A 21,318-nucleotide genomic window follows, 5' to 3' on the forward strand; every position below is an offset into this window, starting at 1 on the left:
GCTGCCTTGTCCTGTATTGTGGCCGCGTGGATGCGTCTGCGCGTCTGCGCCGCTCGCCTCGGAGCGCTCGCGCCGGCAGTGGCTCAGCCTCGTTCGGCCCGCGCGCCGCCGGTCATCGCGTCGCGCATCGCCGTCCAGACCTTGAGCGCGTCCACGGTGGGCGCGACGTCGTGCACGCGAATGATGGCCGCGCCGCGCTCTGCCGCGCATACCGCCGCCGCCACGCTCGCCGCCACGCGTTCGGGCGCGGGCCGGTTCACGAGCGCGCCGAGCATCGACTTGCGCGACATGCCCGCGAGAACCGGATATGGCGCGACGCCTGCCGCAACCTCGGGCGCCGTCCCGGACAAATGCGCGAGCAGCGCGTAATTGTGCTCCACCACCGTCTTGCCGAAGCCGAAACCCGGGTCCACGCTGATGCGCGCCTTCGCCACGCCAGCCGCTTCGAGTTCGGCGCAACGCTGGGCGAGAAACTCGCGCACCTCGCGCACGACGTCCACGTAGTCGGGCTCGCGCACCTGCATCGTCTGCGGCTCGCCGAGCATGTGCATCACGCACAGCCCGCAGTCGCTCTCGCGCACGGCGTCGATTGCGCCAGGCATCCGGAAACCCCAGATGTCGTTGATGAGGTCGGCGCCTGCCGCGAGCGCCGCGCGCATGACTGCGGGCTTGTACGTGTCGATCGAGAGCGGCACGTTCGCGCCCTTGAGCTTTTCCACCAGCGGAATCACGCGCTCGAGTTCCTCGTCGAGCGGCACAGGCGGCGCGCCCGGCCGCGTCGACTCGCCGCCAATGTCGATGATGTCGACGCCGTCGAGCATCATCTGCTCGGCGCGGCGCAACGCGTCGCCAAAAGCGATGTAGCGGCCGCCATCGGAAAACGAATCGGGCGTGGCGTTGAGGATGCCCATGACGAGCGGACGCTCGAAAGTCAGCGTGAAGCGCCCGCATGCGAGCGGTTCAGGTGGCAGAGTACCTTGCGAGGGGGTATTAGACACGTCAAGAAACGTCAGATGTGTAACGAGATGCGGCGGCACACAGGCGCGCCAGAAATGCAAAACGGGCCGATGTGAACATCACACCGGCCCGCAACTTTACTCGATCAGGATCACGCCGGTGCAGTGGCGCTACCGGGTTTGACCTCGGTGCCCGCGCTGCCGCCCGACGAAGCGTCGCCCGGCGACGGCGTGCTCTTGGGCGAGCGCGGCGGACGGCCGGCCATGATGTCGTTGATCTGGTCGGCGTCGATCGTTTCCCACTCCATGAGCGCCGCGGTCATGGCTTCGACCTTGTCGCGGTTCTCGTCGAGCAGACGCTTCGCGAGGTTGTACTGCTCGTCGAGCACGCGGCGGATTTCCGCATCGACCTTCTGCTGCGTCGCTTCCGAGATGGCGCGCGTGAAACCCTTGCCGAACGGGCCGCCGTCGCTGTCGTCGTCGGCGTAGACCATCGGTCCCAGCGCGTCGGTCATGCCAAAGCGGGTGACCATGGCGCGAGCCGTTTGCGTCGCCTTGTTGAAGTCGTCCGAGGCGCCCGTGCTGATCAGGTTCATGAACAGCTCTTCCGCCACGCGGCCGCCGAACAGAATGGCCAGACGATCCAGCAGATAGTCCTTCGAATACGTTTCGTTGTCGTGCTCGGGCAACTGCCACGTCACGCCCAGCGCACGACCGCGCGGAATGATCGTGACCTTGTGCACCGGGTCCGCCTTCGGCAGCAGCTTCGCGATGACCGCGTGGCCCGACTCGTGGTACGCCGTCGCGCGCTTCGCTTCCTCGCGGATCACGGCCGACTTGCGCTCCGGACCCATGAAGATCTTGTCCTTCGCGTCTTCGAAGTCCTGCATCTCGACGATGCGCTTGCCGCGGCGCGCCGCGAACAGCGCCGCTTCGTTCACGAGGTTCGCGAGATCGGCGCCCGAGAAACCCGGCGTGCCGCGCGCGATGACCGCCGCATCCACGTCGTTGGCGATCGGCACCTTGCGCAGGTGCACCTTCATGATCTGCTCGCGGCCACGGATGTCCGGAAGACCGACGTACACCTGGCGGTCGAAACGGCCCGGACGAAGCAGCGCCTTGTCCAGCACGTCCGAACGGTTGGTTGCCGCGATCACGATGACGCCCGAGTTCGCCTCGAAGCCGTCCATTTCCACCAGCATCTGGTTCAGCGTCTGCTCGCGCTCGTCGTTGCCGCCGCCCATGCCGGCGCCGCGATGGCGGCCGACCGCGTCGATTTCGTCGATGAACACGATACACGGAGCGTGCTTCTTGGCCTGCTCGAACATGTCGCGCACACGGGCCGCGCCCACGCCCACGAACATTTCGACGAAGTCCGAACCCGAGATGCTGAAGAACGGCACTTTCGCTTCGCCGGCAATGGCGCGCGCAAGCAGCGTCTTACCGGTACCCGGAGGGCCGACCAGCAATACGCCGCGCGGAATACGCCCGCCCAGCTTCTGGAATTTTTGCGGATCGCGCAGGAAGTCGACGAGTTCGGACACTTCTTCCTTGGCTTCGTCGCAACCCGCGACGTCCGAGAAGTTGACCGCGTTGTTGTTCTCGTCGATCAGGCGGGCGCGCGATTTACCGAAGGAGAACGCCCCGCCTTTGCCGCCCCCCTGCATCTGCCTCATCATGTAGAACCAGAACACGATGATCAGTATCGTGGGTCCGAGGTAATACAACGCGGACACGAGCGCATTGGGCTCTTCGTCGGCCTTGCCGCTCACCTGCACGCCGTATTTCATCAGGTCGCCGACCATCCAGATATCGCCCGGAGAGACGATCTGGTATTTCTGGCCGTCAGCCGGAGTGACCGTGAGGTTCCGCCCCTGCACCACGACGCTCTTGACCTTGCCGGCCTTCGCGTCGTCCATGAACTGCGAGTACGAAACGCCTTCCTGGACACGGGGCTTGTCGAACTGCTTGAACACCGTAAACAGCACCAGTGCGATAACCAGCCACACTGCTGCCTTCGAAAACATGTTGTTGTTCAAAGCACCACTCCTTCACTCATAGATGGGCGCCTACATTTGCCTTGCGACACCACCAAAGCATTCTAATCCAGTACACCGACCCCTGCCATAACGTTTCGCTACCGCAGGAATAGCCCGAGCGCCTTGTCCTGTCCGCCTCTTGCACCCATTTTGCGTCCAGGTCGCGCCTTTTGCACGGCAATCATGCCCCGTTTAAGCGGGACGTTTGAGATGTTTACCCAATATAAACGTTTCGGACGATTTATCGCGCGAAGCCTTCGGTTTGCGCGCCGCCACGACCTTGAACTGCTGCTTGAACTTCTCGACGATCTGGCTGTAGCCGCTGCCGTGGAAACATTTGACTAAAAGGGCACCATCCGGCTTCAGATGATTTTGCGAAAATTCGAGCGCGAGATCGCACACGTGCTCGATGCGCGCCGCGTCCGCGGACGCGACTCCCGAGAGATTGGGCGCCATGTCCGAAATTACAAGATCGACCGGACGGCCGCCCACTAATTCTTCGAGTTGCGCGAGCACGTCGTCCTCGCGGAAGTCGCCCTGCAGGAACTGGACGTCGGAGATGGGCTCCATGGGCAGAAGATCGAGCGCGATGATCGTGCCGTCGATTCCGCCTTGCCGCTCTTCGTCGCGCTTCGCGCTCTGCGCGAGCTTGTTGCGCGCGTACTGGCTCCAGCTACCGGGCGCGGCGCCCAGGTCCACGATCACCATGCCGGGGCGAATCAGCTTGTCCTGCTCGTCGATTTCCTTGAGCTTGTAGGCGGCGCGAGCGCGATAGCCTTCCCGCTGCGCCATTTTCACGTACGGGTCGTTGATATGGTCGTGCAGCCACGACTGGTTGAAGCGATTTTTTGCCATTAAAGATGAACTCTTGCTGCGTGATTCCGCGCTTTTAGCGGATAATACGCGTTTTATTCGTGCGGCCGTCGCGGCCCGCTGGCCGGATGTTCGTTTCTCCGCCGGCATTGTTGCCCGCGCCCTGCCGTTCCCACGGTTTTCCGTTGTTCCGACGCGCTTTGCCGCTGGCGGCCCGCTATTCGCGGACCGCATCTACGTTTGCCCAGGTTGTCCATTCATGCCTGTCGACACGCGCGGCGCCGTCATTTTAGTCGAGTCTGCCACATCCCATGCCCGCCCTCACTCTTTCCGCCGAACAGCGCTCCGAGCTGCGCTCCCAGGCTCACGCGCTCAAACCGGTCGTGCTCATCGGGGCCGAGGGACTGACCGACGCCGTAATCAAGGAAATCAAGGTTCACCTTGCCGCGCACCAGCTCATCAAGGTGCGCGTGTTCGGTGACGAGCGCGAAGAGCGCCTCGCGATCTACGAAGAGATCTGCGAGCGCCTGAACGCCGCGCCGATCCAGCACATCGGCAAGCTGCTCGTCATCTACAAGCCCGAGGAAGCCAGGGCAAAGACCACCACCGCGCGCGCCGGCGCCCGCGGCACCGTGTCGCGCCCGTCGGCCGACGTACCGAGCGCGCGCGAAGCAGGCAAGCGCGGCGCGGCGCCGCGCACCGTCAAGGTCGTCAAAGCCAGCGACAACCCCATGCGCAAGCCGAAGGCGCAAAAGGTCACGGTCAAGGGCAACGAGCGCGTCACGCAAGGCGGCAACATCAAGCGCGCCAAGAAACGCCAAACCAGCTCCAAGCGAGCCCACCAGGGTTCGAAGTAAAAAGCGCGGCCTTCGAGCCGCGCTTTTTTTCGCCCGAACCGGCTTCAGGCCGCTTTCATCGCAGGGCGGTTTCCACGTGCTGCACCACCGCGCCGCGCGCCGAGGGCAGCAGCCAGACGAGCCACGCGCCCAGCAGGCTCTGCACGAGATAGAACAGGCTCGACACGCCGTGCAGCAAGCCGAAGCGGCTCGCATACGGCGAACTGGCCACGTCCATTCCCGCGCTCATGGCCTGAACGCGCAACGCATTCATGAACGGCTGCAGCGCGAAATAGCCGATCAGCACGCACAGCAGCATGGCGGCCAGAATCCACCGCAGGCGGCGGTAGCCCAGCGCGCCGCGGCGCGCGAGCACGTTCGAAAGCCCGAGCAGCAGCAGGCCGCACACCACGCCGATCATCCCTTCGAGACGAAAGAGCTGCGCGGCGATCCCGCCCGCCACCACTCTTTCGAGCGATGCGAACAGGACGGGCGCGACCGCATACCCGATGGTCAACTGGCTGCCGACCCACACCATGGCGAGCAGCCCGAAGATCCGGTGCGGAACGAGCGAAACGGGAGCGGCGTAAGCCGCCTGACTTGCGGTACTCACGGCGACGCGCCCTCAGACGTAGCGAACCTCGATGACCTCGTACTCGCGCACGCCGCTCGGGGCCTGCACTTCGGCGACATCGCCTTCGGACTTGCCGATCAGCGCGCGCGCGATGGGCGAGCTGACCGAGATCAGGCCGTGTTCGAGGTCGGCCTCGTCGTCGCCGACGATCTGGTAGGTCACCGTCTTGCCCGAATCGAGGTCTTCGAGATCCACGGTCGAGCCGAACACCACGCGGCCATCGGCTTCGAGCGTGGCCGGGTCGATGACCTGCGCCGCAGCCAGCTTCGACTCGATTTCGGCGATGCGGCCTTCGATGAAGCCCTGCTTTTCCTTCGCGGCGTCGTATTCCGCGTTTTCCGACAAATCGCCTTGCGCGCGCGCTTCCGCGATCGAATTGATGACCGCCGGACGCTCGACGGATTTCAGCCGCTGCAGTTCTGCGCGAAGTTGGTCGGCGCCGCGCCTGGTCAAGGGAATCGTGCTCATAAACAACTCGTACGGCCCACGAGGGCCTAAAGAAGACCGCGCCACGCACGCTTGTCGCGCGCGTTGCGGCCATAAAAAAAATTCCGCGGTTAAGTGCATCCCGCCAAGGCGGCTGCGCGCTCTGGCGCAGCCTGAAAACCCTGTTGGGACGCCGCTTAACCGCGGCACATTCAGCTTTTTAGCCTGCCTCGTCTTGCGTTAGACAGGTAATGGAAGCCTTAGTTTAGGCGAGCATGGAGGCCTTGTAAATCATAGACTTCCAGGTTCTTCAGGTAGCGCAGGCCCTCGACGGCCGCGCGCGCGCCCGACATCGTCGTGTAGTACGTGACCTTGTTGGCCTGCGCGCTCATGCGGATCGAACGCGAATCGGCGATCGCCGAACGGGTTTCGTCGACGGTCGTGAAGACGAGCGAAATTTCGCCGTTCTTGATCATGTCGACGATGTGCGGACGGCCGTCCTTCACCTTGTTCACGACCTTCACGGGCACGCCGGCCGCCTCGATCGCGGCCGCGGTGCCGCGCGTGGCGACGATCGCGTAACCGAGTTCGTGCAGCATGCGCGCGACTTCGACGGCCTTCGGCTTGTCCGAATCCATCACCGTGATGAAGACCGTGCCCGACTCCGGCAGACGCGAACCCGCCGCGAGCTGCGACTTGAACAGCGCTTCGCCGAAGGTCTTGCCCACGCCCATCACTTCGCCGGTGGAACGCATTTCCGGTCCGAGCACCGGGTCGACGGTCGGGAACTTGATGAACGGGAACACCGCTTCCTTCACGCTGAAGTACGGCGGCACGACTTCCCTCGTCACGCCCTGCTCCGCGAGCTTCTGGCCGACCATGGCGCGCGCCGCGATCTTCGCGAGCGGCAGGCTGGTCGCCTTCGACACGTACGGCACCGTGCGCGATGCGCGCGGGTTCACTTCGAGCACGTAGATGACGTCCTTCTTCGAGCCGTCGTCCTGCGGCACTTGCTGGATCGCGAACTGCACGTTCATCAGGCCGACCACGTTCAGCGCCTTGGCCATCGCGGCCGTTTGACGCTTGAGTTCGGCGACCGTTTCCTGCGAGAGCGAGTACGGCGGCAGCGAGCACGCCGAGTCGCCCGAGTGCACGCCCGCCTGTTCGATGTGCTCCATCACGCCGCCGATGAACACGTCCGTGCCATCGGAGATGCAGTCCACGTCGCATTCGATCGCGTCGTTCAGGAAGCGGTCGAGCAGCACCGGCGAATCGTTCGACACCTTCACGGCCTCGCGCATGTAGCGCTCGAGGTCGCGCGGCTCGTGGACGATTTCCATGGCGCGGCCGCCCAGCACGTACGACGGACGCACGACGAGCGGGTAGCCGATTTCGTCGGCGAGCTTGAGCGCTTCGTCTTCGGCGCGCGCGGTGCGGTTCGGCGGCTGGCGCAGGTTCAGTTCCTGCAGCAGCTTCTGGAAGCGCTCGCGGTCTTCGGCCGCGTCGATCATGTCCGGCGACGTACCGACGATGGGCACGCCGTTCGCTTCGAGGTCGAGCGCAAGCTTCAGCGGCGTCTGGCCGCCGTACTGCACGATCACGCCGGCCGGCTTTTCGAGGTCCACGACTTCGAGCACGTCTTCGAGCGTGAGCGGCTCGAAGTACAGGCGGTCGGACGTGTCGTAGTCGGTCGAAACCGTTTCCGGGTTGCAGTTGACCATGATGGTTTCGTAGCCGTCTTCGCGCATGGCGAGCGCGGCGTGCACGCAGCAATAGTCGAACTCGATACCCTGGCCGATCCGGTTCGGGCCGCCGCCCAGCACCATGATCTTCTTGTTGTTCGTCGGGTTCGCCTCGCACTCGTCCTCATAGGTCGAGTACATGTAGGCGGTTTTCGTGGCGAACTCGGCCGCGCAGGTGTCCACGCGTTTGTACACGGGGCGCACGTTCAGTTCGATACGACGCTTGCGCACGTCGGCGGCGTTCGCGCCGAGCAGCTTCGCGAGACGGCGATCCGAGAAGCCGCTCTGCTTGAGGTAGCGCAGCTCGTCCTTCGAAAGGCTTTCGAGCGTGCGGCCCTTGACCGCCTCTTCCTTCTTGACGATTTCTTCGATCTGCGCGAGGAACCACGGGTCGATCGCGGTTTCTTCGAAGATCTCTTCGCGCGTCATGCCCACGCGGAACGCATCGCCGACGTACCAGATGCGGTCCGGACCGGCTTCGCCGATTTCGCGGATGATCTCGTCGCGGCTCGTGGTCTTTTCGTCCAGACCGTCCACGCCCACTTCGAGACCGCGCAGCGCCTTCTGGAACGATTCCTGGAACGTGCGGCCGATGGCCATCACTTCGCCCACCGACTTCATCTGCGTGGTGAGGCGCGGGTCGGCCTCGCGGAACTTCTCGAACGCGAAACGCGGAATCTTCGTGACGACGTAGTCGATGGTCGGCTCGAACGAAGCCGGCGTCTGGCCGCCCGTGATTTCGTTCTTGAGTTCGTCGAGCGTGTAGCCCACAGCCAGCTTCGCCGCGACCTTGGCGATCGGGAAGCCCGTGGCCTTCGAAGCCAGAGCCGACGAGCGCGACACACGCGGGTTCATTTCGATCACGATCATGCGGCCCGTTTTCGGGTCGATCGAGAACTGGACGTTCGAGCCACCCGTGTCCACGCCGATCTCGCGCAGCACGGCGAGCGAGGCGTCGCGCAGGATCTGGTATTCCTTGTCCGTGAGCGTCTGCGCCGGCGCGACGGTGATCGAGTCGCCGGTGTGGATGCCCATCGGGTCGAGGTTTTCGATGGAGCACACGATGATGCAGTTGTCCGCCTTGTCGCGGACCACTTCCATCTCGTACTCCTTCCAGCCGAGCAGCGATTCTTCGATCAGCAGTTCGCGCGTGGGCGAGAGATCGAGACCGCGCTTGCAGATCTCTTCGAATTCTTCGCGGTTGTACGCAATGCCGCCGCCCGAACCGCCGAGCGTGAACGACGGACGGATCACGACTGGATAGCCGCCCGTGCCGGTGAATTCCGCGATCTCGCCTTGCACCTTGAGCGCTTCTTCCATCGAGTGCGCGACGCCCGACTTCGCCGAACCGAGACCAATCTTGGTCATCGCGTCCTTGAACTTCTGGCGGTCCTCGGCCTTGTCGATGGCTTCCGGCGACGCGCCGATCAGCTCGACGTTGTACTTCGTGAGCACGCCGTGGTGGTGCAGGTCGAGCGCGCAGTTCAGCGCGGTCTGGCCGCCCATCGTCGGCAGGATCGCGTCGGGGCGCTCCTTCTCGATGATGCGCTCCACCACTTCCCACGTGATCGGCTCGATGTAGGTGACGTCGGCCGTGTTCGGGTCGGTCATGATCGTCGCCGGATTGCTGTTGACGAGGATGACCTTGTAGCCTTCTTCACGCAGCGCCTTGCAAGCCTGCGCGCCCGAGTAGTCGAACTCGCACGCCTGGCCGATGATGATCGGACCCGCGCCGATGATGAGAATGCTCTTGATGTCTGTCCGCTTGGGCATAACGCTCTCGCTAAATATTCCTGTGTCTTTTACGTCTGACGGCTTGCGTCCTGCGTTGCTTGCCGCCCGGGTACGCGCGTGGGCCGTTTTTTCAAACGGCTCGCTGCGCCCCTGCTCTGCTCGTTCCTGCCGGCTTACGCCTTCGCCTTGTCCATCAGCGCGGTGAAGCGATCGAACAGGTAGCCGATGTCCTGCGGGCCGGGCGACGCTTCCGGGTGGCCCTGGAAGCAGAACGCGGGCTTGTCGGTCAGCTCGAACCCTTGCAGCGTGCCGTCGAAGAGCGAAACGTGCGTGACGCGCGTGTTCGCGGGCAGCGTGGCGGCGTCCACCGCGAAGCCGTGGTTCTGCGACGTGATGACCACGCGGCCGTCACCGAGATCCTTCACCGGATGGTTCGCGCCGTGGTGGCCCGTCTTCATCTTCATGGTCTTCGCGCCGACGGCGAGGCCCATGATCTGGTGACCGAGGCAGATGCCGAACGTCGGGATGCCGCGTTCGATAAAGGCTTGCGTCGCCTTGATCGCGTAGTCGCAGGGTTCCGGGTCGCCGGGGCCGTTCGAGAGGAACACGCCGTCCGGGTTCAGGGCGAAGGCGTCTTCCGCCGTGGCCTGCGCGGGCAGCACGGTAACGTCGCAGCCGCGCTCGGCGAGCATGCGCAGGATGTTCTGCTTTACGCCGTAGTCGAACGCGACGACCTTGTACTTCGGCGCCGACTGCGTGCGATAGCCTTCGCCCAGACGCCACTCCGTGGTGTTCCACTGATACGGCTCGCCGGTCGACACGACCTTGGCGAGGTCCATGCCCGCGAGGCCCGGGAACGAGCGCGCGAGTTCGATGGCCTTCGCTTCGTCGTCGGAACCGGCGAGGATCGCGCCGTTTTGCGCGCCCTTGTCGCGCAGGATACGCGTGAGCTTGCGGGTATCGATGCCGGCGATGGCGACCACGCCTTCGTCCTTCAGATACTGGCCGAGCGTGCGCTCCATGCGGAAGTTCGAGGCGAGGACGGGAAGATCGCGGATGATCAGACCGGCGGCATGGACTTTCGTGGCTTCGACGTCTTCGGCATTGACGCCGACGTTGCCGATATGCGGATACGTGAGGGTAACGATCTGGCGAGCGTAGCTCGGGTCGGTCAGGATTTCCTGATAACCGGTGATGGCCGTGTTGAACACGACTTCACCGATCGTATGACCCGGCGCGCCGATCGAGTAACCACGAAAGACCGTGCCGTCGGCGAGCGCGAGCAGAGCGGGAGAGAATGACGGCAACACGGGAGACTCCTTGGCGGAGCACCCTGTGCCGACCTGTTATCCGACGTTGCGATCTTGCGACCTGAGAGCGGCTGCGGCGTCGGCGCCCTTTTCCGTGAGGATCAGGATGCGCGCGCGGCTCGCTCGCTGCGCGACTCCTTCGTGCGGTTGGCAATTGTGGCGCCGTGCCACGAGCGCGCGTTTATGACGCAGGATCGGGCGGCAGCCGGCCAGTTGACGATGAAGCGCGGGCGGCGGATGAACGGATGGGAGGAGGTAGGCGCTAGGGTGCGGGTTGATAAGCTCAAACCTTGAAATTATAGCGCGAAAGTCACGTTTCCTTCAAATTTCAGGATGACGTCGGCGGCAGGAAGTGCGCTTGCAGCCCGGCGCACGGCCCTATCCACTACAGCGCACTACAGCGGGCGGGGCCGCGGCGGCTAGCGTCGTTTATCCGCGTCGCCCGAAATTACACCACGCTTTTGGCGCCCGCCAATGAAAACGCCGCCACCTGGCGGGGTGACGGCGTCAAACACAACAAAATGGAAAAGTGATCGGAGCGAAATACCACGCGTTGCCCCCGCAACGCATGTTGAGCACCCTTCGCTAGCCGCTATTTTGTCTTATGCTTCTGCGCGTGGGTTTCGGCCTTCGGGCGGCTCGCCGCACCCTTCGACGCCTTGCTGGGCGCAGCGCTAACCGTTTTGGCCTTGACCGGTTCGGAAACCTTGACGACCTCGGTGCGCGCGCGACCGTGCTTCTTATCGTATCGCGACTTCGACCCGGTGTCTGCAACGCGGGTGCCGATTCGCTGTACGCCACCGCCAGAAACGTTCGCTGCAAGACGCTCCGGCCCCGGTTCGCTCGGCATCGCCTTGTTCACGGGCACGTGCAACACCAGCACCTGGCCCGGCGCAACGTAGTCGCGATGGGTCTTGTTCCACGCCTTCAACTGGCCGAGCGACACGCCATAACGGCCTGCCACCGCTTCCATCGACTGCTTGCGGCGCACGCGGATCAGCATCTTGCGCGTGTCGGGCACGTCCGGCTCCATGGCCAGCACGGCGCTTTCGGCCACGTCTGCGCTGATGTCCTCGTCGTCGCCGTCGTCGGTGCGCGGCACCACGAGCGTCGAGCCCGGTTTCAGGCGCATGCCCGCCGGAATCTTGTTCACCGACATCAAGGTGTCGGCGTCGACACCGATCTTCTGCGCGATGGCGGCCGGCGTGGCGCGCGAATCGGTCGTGTAGACGGTCCAGGACGAAAGCTGGCCGGAATACGCCTTCAGGTTGCGCTCGAACGCGCTCGCGTTGTCGAACGGCAGCAGGATCTGCGGATCGGTCGCGCCGAGAATCACGGGCTTCTTGAACGAGGGGTTCAGCGAGCGGAATTCGTCCGTCGTCATGTTCGCGAGCTTGGCGGCGACATCCACGTCGATGTCGTGCGAGGTCGTGACCGTGACGAAGTACGGGTGGTTCGGAATGGACGGCAGCGTGAGCCCGTACTGCTGCGGGTTCATCACGATGTTTTTGACCGCCTGCAGCTTCGGCACGTAGTTACGCGTTTCGTTGGGCATGCGCAGGCTCTGATAGTCGGTCGGCAAGCCCGCCGCCTCGTTGCGCGCGATGGCGCGCTGCACGTTGCCCTCGCCCCAGTTGTAGGCGGCCAGCGCGAGGTACCAGTCGCCGAACATGTCGTGCAGGCGCGAAAGGTAGTCGAGCGCGGCGCTGGTGGAAGCCAGCACGTCGCGGCGCTCGTCCTGCCACATGTTCTGCTTGAGGTTGTACGTGCGGCCCGTGCCCGGCACGAACTGCCACATGCCGGCGGCCTTCGCAACCGACAGCGCCTGCGGGTTGTACGCGGATTCGATGAATGGCAGCAGCGCAAGCTCGGTGGGCATGTGACGCGCTTCCAGCTCTTCGACGATGTGATAGAGGTACTTCTGCGAACGCTCGGTCATGCGTGCGACGTAGTCGGGCCGCTGGGCGTACCAGTTGGCGTTCATGTCGACGAGGTCGCTCTGCAGGTCGGGCATCTGGAAGCCGCGGCGAATGCGCGCCCAGAGGTCGGCGTCGGGGCTCGTGAGCTGATCGACGGAGCCTTGATCGACGTTAATGGTTTCTCTGGCTGCTGAGGTCTTTCGAATGAGGTCGGCGTTGGCCTGGGCGTTGGCTGGTGCTAGAGAACTGGCTGAATTACTCGCAGACGGCCCCCCGCTCGCACAAGCGGCGAGCATGAGGACCAGCAGCGCACTGATTATGAATCGCATGAAAATCTACATCCGCATGGCTGGAATTTGCAGCCGATAGTACGGAACGTGCCGCCTTCCGTCAATCGGAATTATTTGAAAAAAAAGCCATGAAATCCGCAGCTTGGGCGAGATTTCATACGATTGGGTTGAGCATGCCCCCTGACCTGGACGGGTCAGCGGAACCGGTTCTTCCATTCACGCATCATCGCAAAAGCCGCGAGCCGGTCCGGCACCGATTCGTGCAGCGCCTCGGCGAGTGCGGCCTGCACCGCCGCATCGCCCGCGCGCAAGAACGGATTGACGGCGCGCTCGTGCGCGATCGTCGTGGGCAGGGTCGGCACGCCACGCTCGCGCAGCGCCGCCGCTTCGCTGCTCCACTCGCGCAGGTCGGCGTTCGCGGGATCGCACGCGAGCGCGAAGCGAATGTTCGACAACGTGTATTCGTGTGCGCAGTGCACGTGGGTATTGCCGGGCAGCGCCGCGAGCGCGTCGAGCGAGTCGAGCATCTGCGCGGGCGTACCTTCGAACAGCCGGCCGCAGCCGCAGGCAAACAGCGTGTCGCCGCAGAACACGTGCGGCGTACCGCCGGCGTCCGCGGCCTGAAAATAAGCGATGTGGCCGCGCGTGTGGCCAGGCACGTCGATCACGGTGAAGTCGAGCGCGGGGGCATCCAGATGGACGGCGTCGCCGCCCTTCACGCGCGTGACGAACGCATCGAGCGGACCGAGCGCCTCGGCCGCCGGGCCGTATACGGGAACGCGGCCGTCGGCGAGCAGGTCCGCCACACCGCCGACATGGTCGTTGTGGTGATGGGTGAGTAAAATAGCGACGAGCCGCCAGCCGCGCTTCGCGAGGTACGCACGAACCGGAGCGGCGTCGCCCGGATCGACGGCAACGGCATTCCGGCCGTCCGAAACGACCCAGACGTAATTGTCTTCAAAAGCCGGAACCGGTACGTACTCGTAGGCGCACGCATCGCTCGAACGCGCGTACTCAAGCGGACTCTTCATGGGGCGACGTATTCTTCGACATGTCTGACCGATTGATTATAGACTGGCCCGCCTGGACCGCCTCGCCCGCTGGCAGGTATGTGCTCGGCTGGGAACAGGAGCAACTCGACCGCGTGGTTTCGAACGTGTTTGGCTACCACGCGCTGCAGCTCGGCCTGCCGCAGCTCGACGCCCTGCGCGAGAACCGCATGCCGTGCCGCGGCCTCGTGCTCGACGCCGCCAGTGCGGCCAGCGCCCCGTACTCCGTGCCCGGCGCGGGCGGCGCAACGCAGGGCCTGACGCGGGGTCTGACGCAAGGCCTGCCCCCAGGCCTGACCCCGGCCCCCCCCCAGGGCCGCAGCCCGGCCGCGGGCGGCGGCTCGCTGCTGCACGCGCCCGCGGGCCGCAGCACCGTATGGTGCGACTATCTCGATCTGCCGTTCGAGGCGCAGAGCGTCGACCTCATCGTGATGCCGCACACGCTCGAATTCACGAGCGACCCGCACCGCCTGCTGCGCGAAGCCGAACGCGTGCTGATGCCCGAAGGGCAACTGGTGATCGTCGGGTTCAACTCGCTTTCGCTGTGGGGCGCGCGACAGTCGGTCGGCAAGCTGGCCGGCCATCCGTTCCTGCCCGCGCGCCAGGACCTGATCGCCTTCACGCGTCTGAAAGACTGGATCAAGCTGCTCGGCTTCGAGCTTGAACGCGGGCGCTTCGGCTGCTATCGTCCGCCGCTCGCGACGGACCAGTGGCTCGGCCGCTACGGCTTCATGGAAGCCGCGGGCGACCGCTGGTGGCCGATTTTCGGCGCTATCTATATGGTGACGGCGATCAAGCGCGTGCGCGGCATGCGCCTCGTCGGGCCACTGAAGGTCAAGAAGCCGGTGCTGGCCGCGAGCCTGAAGCCTGCGGCCACCACCCCTTCCCCAACACGCAACAAGGACACATGAGCACACCCGACTTCGTCGAAATCTTCACGGACGGCGCCTGCAAGGGCATTATGTGACGTGGTGTGAACAGTTTTTCCTGTAGAGAATTTCGGCTCCTGTGGGCCGTCCTTCCAATCCACATCCAAGACTAGACTACCCGAACAAAAAATGTTCATTTCCTTGCAGCACGGTGCTGCATGTCCTATCTTGTTCTTGAACAAGACGGCTGGCGCTTGGATTTGAACAATTTTTCGAGACAGCGCTGCCCACCCCGGCTCAATTGCCGTTTTTTCAAGGGCTAAGCGCTGCGAATGGTCACAGTCGTCCGGGTAACCGAGCACCCACCTTTCATCCGCAAGACCCGATGGTCCGTACCTCGGCACATCTGTAGCCTGCCTGTAGGGTTCCGCTTTCTCGTCGACCGCGACGGCGACGTCATTGAGCCGGCGCTCCTGTTCATTTTCGACACGTACACCCCGGCCGGCGTTTTGAAACGGGAAAAGACTGTCAAAACCTATGTCGAAGCGCTGTACGAATGGTTCTCACATCTTGAAGCGCTCGAAGATGCTTACGAGTTGGCAATAGCCGCGGGCGATAAATCTGCCCTTCCGCCACCTACTTGGAATCAGGTCACCGCCCAACACCTTTTGGCCTACTCGGTTGCTCTCGAGAGCGCAATAAGTCCGCTTACTTTTTCGGCACTAAGCACCGCGACGAAACACGACCGGATGAGGACAATAATTGCACTTTATCAGTGGGCTTTCTTCAAGGGCTATTACACAGATTTTGTGAACTTAAAAGAGGTTTATGAAAATTCGACAAAAAAACCTCGTGCGCGCATTCCAAGAGCGATTCCGATAAAACAACTCGTTGAAATCCTAAAGCGTTTAGGCCCATTGCCCAGCGAATGTGTTGGTCAAGAGCATAAGCAAAAAAGCCGTGACAGACTCGCAGCGGAGTTTGCTCTGCGATGTGGATTACGAATTGACGAGGTGACCAACCTCACGGTAAGGCAAATAACCAAATTGATTCCTCATCGTGGACCGAATCCGCATAAGCCCGTAGCCCTACCCCTTACACACACGAAAGGCGGAGAGCCGCGAGAGGTCGCTCTGCCATCAAGTCTTCTTAGAGAGGTATTAGCTTATATTGACGGCGAACGGGCTGAGGTGGTCAATCTCGCAAAATCTCAGGGCACGAACGAAATTTATACGGAGCCGGCAAATTTGTTCGTCAACGGTGCAGACGCTAGCCAGGAAGATATCGGAAAACCTTTGACCACTCATCGTTTGAGCGTGATATTCCATGACTGCGTGATTGCATGTGGCTTCTTCTCAGTCGTCTATGAGCAAGGTCACGCAAACGCCCGTAACGACTCCCGTCGAAAACGCCTTGTAGCCCTCTACACCTTTCACTTCCTCAGGCACACTTTCGTGTACTCAATGTACTACGCGTTACAGCGAGTTGGGGTCAAATTTCCCTGGCGGACGATTCAAATCCTGCTCGGCCACGCCCATTTATCAACCACCGTGAAATACTACATGCGTGGCGTCGGAACTGCCGAAAAGAAAATATCGGACGCGGTCGTAGCCGTCGCTCGATTCCATGCCGACCGGAGTGCGCATGGCTCGGCCTAAAATACCACGGGACGGAGTTGCTCACGAGGCAACCACCGCGCTGTCTCCAACGAACGTCAGGGCACTTAACGACAAGCGCGATGCTATCGGCGTCACGGCCACGCCGGACCGACTGGTCATCCGCTGGCGAGATTCTGGTTTCGAGGATTCAATCCACGCTATCGACGTATCCAAGTGGCTGAGGCACGGGACGCTAGCCGTGCCGTTTGCGCACGCGGTCTTCGCAAGTGGGGCGCACAAAGCCGCTCCAACCCGTGCTCACGTATGTGACTCAGCTAAGCGTTTCCTAACGTATGCTTCGAGCCAGCAGAGATTTTCTCTGAACACGCTCGGAGATATATCGCAAGCTGTAGTAGATGACCATGTGTCGCTTCTTGAGTCAGCCCGAAAAGAGGATGGGACGCCTTATGCGGGCCTCACGAAGTTCGCTTACCTCAGCACGATAAGAAGCTTGTTCAAGTATCTAGAAGGGGTCCGGTACGAGGGCCAATCGATTCCCAAAGGTCTGTACTTTCCCAAGCGTTTTGACAAAGAAGGACGGGATAGTATCAATCACACAAAATCTTTAGATGAGATAACAACGATAGCGGTGATTCGCGCCTGCTATGCTGACTTAAATGACATAGATAAGAACAAATCCTCAACTGTGATTGAAGCAAAAAATTACAGCGAAACTGGAGAGTTGAAGAACTGTCGATTTCCGGACATTCAGTTCCATGCCAATAGCCAATGGTCCACGCGTTATATCACGTCCCGCGACCTAGTCCCATTCGTCATCTTGAATGCGATTGTCACTGCATATGACCCGTCTACCCTCGCAAAATGGACCGTGGACCGGGTGACCAAAACTCATCCCCTGTACGGCAATGAACGATGGTTCTTGAATCCGGAAAAGGGCCGCGCGGGCTCTGTAGAACAGCCTCGTTCATACTCAACAGAAATTGATACTTGGGCCAATCCTGTAAAGCTTTTATCCAAACTTGAAGAAAAACTCGCTCTTCTGCGTTTATTTGCACCAGCTCACGCTGCAAAGCTTGTTTTCCTTCGGTTATCGCCGGACGGAAAAGTCCGGTCTATTTACGACATACGGAATGGCGCACTCAGCCCCGATTTCAAAAAGAATCTAAGGGAGTTTCAAGCACAATATAAGCTGCCGCGGTTTTCGATAAAAATGTTGAGACCAACGGGGTTGGAGTTGGTCCACATCATCTCAAATGGCGACATATTTGCGCAGAAAGAAGCTAGTGGTCAAATCAGCGAGACGGTTGACCTGATTGATTCGACCTACACCTCGCCTGCGGCAAAAGCACGGGACCGGGCAAGGCTTGCCCGCGTACTGACGTATCGCGAACGATTCCATCGCAGCAAAGGCAAAATCGACCCGCGCAGCCCCACCGCCGAAGCGGTAAGCCAACTGAATGCCGGCGCAACTCCAGGGTTCGACTGTTTCAACATATACGACTCCCCGCTGTCCGGACAACAATCCGGCCGCCCTTGTTCTGGTTATGGCTTGTGCCCGGCCTGCCCCCTGTCCTCGGTGAATGCTGGCAGGCCCAAATCAATAGCGCGCATCCTGCAAGTCCGCGATGCATACGTTTCGGCCAAAGGCAGGCTGGACTGGAATCACTGGAACGAGGTGTACCGACCGCAGCTAGCCGCCATTGAGGAGCAGTGGTTGCCGCTGATTCCGAAAGCCGATATCGAGAAGGCGTTGAAGCTGGAACTCCCTCCTATCCCTGAAATGGACTGACGACATGACCCGTAGAAAACAGGCCGCGGAGGCGATGGTTGAAGAAGTCTTGAATGACTTCATCACAGAGCAAGAATCAGAGGGCGTCGACGACGAGGAATGGCGCTACCAGTCTACGACCCCGGGTCGTCCAGACATGGCAATCAGTTGGGAATTCTCGCTGCCAGACGGCAGCGTATTCACAGACGCGCGATGGATGCAGCTAGCTGTCGAGATGCAAATTGCCGTGCAGGCCTTATTCAGCATCAGACCCAACAGGCGCAAGCTCAAAAATAGTGCGGCCTATGACCTCTCGGCACGGGTTCGATTTCTCGTCAGATGGATGGTCCTGTCTGGACATTCAAGTATGGGCGAGCTGACCAATGAAGCTCTCGACGAGTACAAGGCGCACGTTTATCTGCTCAAGGCCGGAGTTGGTGGAACCAAGGGGTACACCGCGAACACGGTATCGAAATATCTGTCGTTCCCGGTTCTTCTCTATGCGGTCCGGGATGCTATCAGGAACGCTGGGCTTCCAATTATTCCTATGGTCCCCTATGGCGGCGTAAGCCCTTTCTCCCTTGCAAAGGCATCGAGCGCACCCTTGCCCGAGCGTATACCGGCTGTGCCGGACGCGCTGTACATTCCCACAATGAATGCAGTCGCCGAATGGATGGACATCCAGATTCCCGAGGCGCTCGCAGCCCTAGAGGAATATTTTGCCATTCAGGCGAAATTCCCGGAGGACACCGCCCGCCAGAAAGCGGAAATGGCCAAGCTGACATTTAGCACGCCCCCGTCAATGTCAGAGCCGTGGTGCCCCGGGTTTGCTCAGCCTTGGGTCAGGACCCGGAGACGCAGAACCAAAGAAAAGTACCGGGAGACAGGGCTAGATATGTGGTATGCCACCCGCGCACTTTTCAGCGACGTACGCGATTGCTGCACCATCGCAATCCAGGGCGGCACAGGTATGCGCATCTCGGAGCTTTGCGGTCTCGCCGCTCTCCCGTACGACAAAAAGACCGGCTGGCCAGCGTGCCTTGAAATCGAGCGGTCACCGTCGGGCGAAGAAGAACTGTTCTTCATCAAAGGCTACATCTACAAGGGCGAAGAAAGAGACCGGCCCGGCCGGTGGCTAGCCGGTATGCGACCGGTTGGCTCTGACTATCTGCCGCTTCCCATCCGCGCTGCTCTGGTGCTCGACAAACTCTACAGTCGCTACCGTAAACTCACGGGGCGCAACGACCTACTTTTTTCGCTCAACAATAATCGCAGGCTGCCGGACCTCGCCGAGCATATCGGAGATGTGGCCAGCGTTGTTATCGCTGACGGGCAAAACATGTGGGTCCACCATTACGTCGACTTCCCTGATGAATTCGAGAAATGGAAAATCACGAGTCATCAATGGCGCAAAAGCTTCGCTCGGTTCTGCTTTCGGGTGGACGAGACGTTGCTGCCTGCAATATCGCGGCAACTGCATCACATCAGCGTTGCGATGACTGAAAAATACTACTTGGGCACAGACACCGAACTTGAATGGCTGCTTCGAAGCGAGTCCATCGAGTACGCGTCCGAACTGCTGTATCGTTTAACCCACGGCGAGTCGTCTGCAGGTGGGATGGGCAACGACGCAGAGGATTTGACGTGGAGCTTCGATACCAATCTGGAGGCTGAAGACCAGGATGAAGCGCTCGATGCCATCCGTCGCATAACGAGCGCGGACAACGTCTGGGGTTGGGGGCTGAATTGGGGAGCATGCGTCTTCAGGCCTGAGCATGCTCAATGCAATCTCCGTGATAGCACCGCAAAAATTCTTGCCACCTCGCCGAAATTCGACGGCCTGTCTCCTACTTCGTCTTGCCAGTACTGCCGAAATCTCTTGATACTGAAGGAACACAAGCCGTTCTGGCAGGCACGCAAAATAAAGATGATTGCCGTCCGGGATAGCAACAGGGCGGCGGGCTTGAGCGACGTCGAGGCCGTCACTGAACGAAACATTGCTCAATGCGACAAGATACTGGAGCGCTTCGAATGACCAACCCTGCGTCCACTTCTGACATCGAGGATGCAGACATCCCCGAGATTGCGCTTCCATTCACTGATGCACTGGCCCGGCTGCTGGCCAATGCGCCGGAACAGGAAGAGAACCACAGGCTGCTGAAGACAGGGAAGCTCCGTGTGAATCTCCTGACCATCGCGCGAGAAGCTGACCGGAGCCGAACAAACTACGTCAACCATCCCGAAATCCTCGAAGCACTCAAAAATGTGCTTCCTGAAAATCACCCTCTACGTAGAAAGCTTGAGAATGAGTCGCCTCCGGAGAAGGCGCCGCGCCCCGTCGACCCGACAAAACCATGGAGGGATGAAGTTACGCGACTAACGTCGGAGCTGAAGCAGTCCCGCACCAAAAATGCCGAGCTGTTGCTCTACATCAGGCAACTCGAGCAGAAGCTGAAGACAGCACTGAATCCCGTCGAGAAGGTTCAGCCCATTGACCTTGCGCGCGCCAAACGGTTGATAGCAAAAAACCGGGAGGACGCGCGAAGGAAGTTTTGACAGCAAATCTCGCCGACGACGATAGTATTTAGCTCACCGACACTGCGGTACCCGTCGGAGACGGCACTACTTCAGGCTTCCGCTCCCAGCAAGCTGCTTCTTTGAAATCGTCGCGCCCTTGTTTGCGAGCACGTCCGCACGCTCGTTGAAGTCATGGCCGGCATGACCTTTGACGTGATGAAACTTGACGGTCTTGTGGCGGCGGACAGCTTCGTCAAGAAAAGCCCAGTGGTCATGGTTTGTCTTCTTCCGAAACTCGCCTCGCATCGTTTTGACCACATAGAGCGAGTCCGTATAAAGGTCCACGGTCGAACCTTGGGGTAAGTCCTTCAACCCATGCGCCGCAGCCCTGATTTCGGCTATCTGGTTCGTACCATGGCCAATCGCCTCAAACCCTTCATAGACGACTTTCCCATTGCTGAGAACGACCCAACCACAACCAGAGGGACCTGGGTTGCGGAGCGACGACCCGTCCGAGTACACCACAAAGTCACCGGCTTCTGTCGGCGGACTAAACTCGACCTCAGCGGTTATCTTGGTCTCGGTAGGCTCAAACAGGTCCTGTGACTTTGGCACGAGCGGGGGCGCGCCGCTGCGCTCACGTAACAATGCTTCGACAGCAGCGCGCAGCGCCCGCTCAGTGATGCCGTTCGGCATCTTATACCAGGTGAGTGCCGCGTTAATAACGTCACCGGTTATCTTCGGAGAGTCGCTATCTCTGGTGATTGGCATGTTTAAGTGCAATGTAATAACTTGAC

At 61.2% G+C, this 21,318-nt stretch carries 16 protein-coding genes; 6 read left to right on the top strand and 10 right to left on the bottom strand.

Translation table 11 applies throughout. The annotated features are described in order from the left end of the window. Positions 1-83: 83 nt before the first annotated feature. The 3 genes from folP to U5768_RS25825 all read right to left on the bottom strand — a co-directional run bounded on the left by folP (position 84) and on the right by U5768_RS25825 (position 3,850). Positions 84-911: a dihydropteroate synthase gene (folP, locus tag U5768_RS25815; protein WP_322033247.1), complete on the bottom strand. Its 828-nt coding sequence runs from the start codon at positions 909-911 to the stop codon at positions 84-86. A 197-nt stretch (positions 912-1,108) separates the two neighbouring features. Beyond that, on the bottom strand, positions 1,109-2,995 hold the full coding sequence (ftsH, locus tag U5768_RS25820; RefSeq protein WP_322033210.1) for an ATP-dependent zinc metalloprotease FtsH: 1,887 nt from the start codon (positions 2,993-2,995) through the stop codon (positions 1,109-1,111). Between the two features lie 192 nt (positions 2,996-3,187). Then, the gene (locus tag U5768_RS25825) at positions 3,188-3,850 is read right to left on the bottom strand and encodes an RlmE family RNA methyltransferase (RefSeq protein WP_322033211.1); all 663 of its coding nucleotides are present in this window, start codon (positions 3,848-3,850) and stop codon (positions 3,188-3,190) included. A 269-nt stretch (positions 3,851-4,119) separates the two neighbouring features. Here U5768_RS25825 and U5768_RS25830 point away from each other — a divergent pair, with 269 nt between their 5' ends. Then, the gene (locus U5768_RS25830) at positions 4,120-4,665 is read left to right on the top strand and encodes a YhbY family RNA-binding protein (RefSeq protein WP_322033212.1); all 546 of its coding nucleotides are present in this window, start codon (positions 4,120-4,122) and stop codon (positions 4,663-4,665) included. A 55-nt stretch (positions 4,666-4,720) separates the two neighbouring features. Here U5768_RS25830 and U5768_RS25835 read toward each other — a convergent pair whose 3' ends face one another. From U5768_RS25835 to gloB, 6 genes are all read right to left on the bottom strand, one after another. Further along, positions 4,721-5,182: a DUF4149 domain-containing protein gene (locus tag U5768_RS25835; protein WP_322033248.1), complete on the bottom strand. Its 462-nt coding sequence runs from the start codon at positions 5,180-5,182 to the stop codon at positions 4,721-4,723. An 87-nt stretch (positions 5,183-5,269) separates the two neighbouring features. Further along, positions 5,270-5,746 (bottom strand): transcription elongation factor GreA, encoded by a 477-nt coding sequence (greA, locus tag U5768_RS25840; RefSeq protein ID WP_322033213.1) that lies wholly within the window; start codon positions 5,744-5,746, stop codon positions 5,270-5,272. A 218-nt stretch (positions 5,747-5,964) separates the two neighbouring features. Next, positions 5,965-9,219: a carbamoyl-phosphate synthase large subunit gene (gene carB, locus U5768_RS25845; RefSeq protein WP_322033214.1), complete on the bottom strand. Its 3,255-nt coding sequence runs from the start codon at positions 9,217-9,219 to the stop codon at positions 5,965-5,967. A gap of 134 nt (positions 9,220-9,353) precedes the next feature. After that, positions 9,354-10,490, bottom strand: coding sequence for a glutamine-hydrolyzing carbamoyl-phosphate synthase small subunit (gene carA, locus U5768_RS25850; RefSeq protein WP_322033215.1), 1,137 nt, complete (start codon positions 10,488-10,490; stop codon positions 9,354-9,356). A 592-nt stretch (positions 10,491-11,082) separates the two neighbouring features. Continuing rightward, a complete protein-coding gene (locus tag U5768_RS25855) occupies positions 11,083-12,738 on the bottom strand; it encodes a transglycosylase SLT domain-containing protein (protein ID WP_322033216.1) in 1,656 nt (551 codons plus the stop codon). 155 nt (positions 12,739-12,893) lie between these two features. Continuing rightward, positions 12,894-13,730, bottom strand: a complete 837-nt coding sequence (gene gloB / locus U5768_RS25860) for a hydroxyacylglutathione hydrolase (RefSeq protein ID WP_322033217.1) — start codon at positions 13,728-13,730, stop codon at positions 12,894-12,896. 20 nt (positions 13,731-13,750) lie between these two features. On the opposite strand from gloB, the gene U5768_RS25865 reads away from it, so the two are divergent. The 5 genes from U5768_RS25865 (at position 13,751) to U5768_RS25885 (ending at position 20,560) form a co-directional block, all read left to right on the top strand. After that, positions 13,751-14,659, top strand: a complete 909-nt coding sequence (locus U5768_RS25865) for a class I SAM-dependent methyltransferase (RefSeq protein ID WP_322033218.1) — start codon at positions 13,751-13,753, stop codon at positions 14,657-14,659. 290 nt (positions 14,660-14,949) lie between these two features. Beyond that, positions 14,950-16,275 carry a site-specific integrase gene (locus U5768_RS25870; protein ID WP_322033219.1) on the top strand — a complete coding sequence of 442 codons (1,326 nt, stop codon included), beginning with the start codon at positions 14,950-14,952 and terminating at the stop codon, positions 16,273-16,275. Positions 16,276-16,726: 451 nt separating this feature from the next. Next, positions 16,727-18,025 (top strand): hypothetical protein, encoded by a 1,299-nt coding sequence (locus U5768_RS25875; protein ID WP_322033220.1) that lies wholly within the window; start codon positions 16,727-16,729, stop codon positions 18,023-18,025. Positions 18,026-18,029: 4 nt separating this feature from the next. Further along, positions 18,030-20,039, top strand: a complete 2,010-nt coding sequence (locus U5768_RS25880) for a hypothetical protein (protein ID WP_322033221.1) — start codon at positions 18,030-18,032, stop codon at positions 20,037-20,039. Then, positions 20,036-20,560 carry a hypothetical protein gene (locus U5768_RS25885; RefSeq protein WP_322033222.1) on the top strand — a complete coding sequence of 175 codons (525 nt, stop codon included), beginning with the start codon at positions 20,036-20,038 and terminating at the stop codon, positions 20,558-20,560. The genes U5768_RS25880 and U5768_RS25885 overlap by 4 nt, the downstream gene beginning before the upstream one ends. A 66-nt stretch (positions 20,561-20,626) precedes the next feature. On the opposite strand, the gene U5768_RS25890 is transcribed toward U5768_RS25885, so the two are convergent. Continuing rightward, the gene (locus U5768_RS25890) at positions 20,627-21,292 is read right to left on the bottom strand and encodes a ribonuclease H (protein ID WP_322033223.1); all 666 of its coding nucleotides are present in this window, start codon (positions 21,290-21,292) and stop codon (positions 20,627-20,629) included. Positions 21,293-21,318: the final 26 nt, after the last annotated feature.

This window comes from Paraburkholderia sp. J76, from assembly GCF_905220295.1.
Taxonomy (GTDB): domain Bacteria; phylum Pseudomonadota; class Gammaproteobacteria; order Burkholderiales; family Burkholderiaceae; genus Paraburkholderia.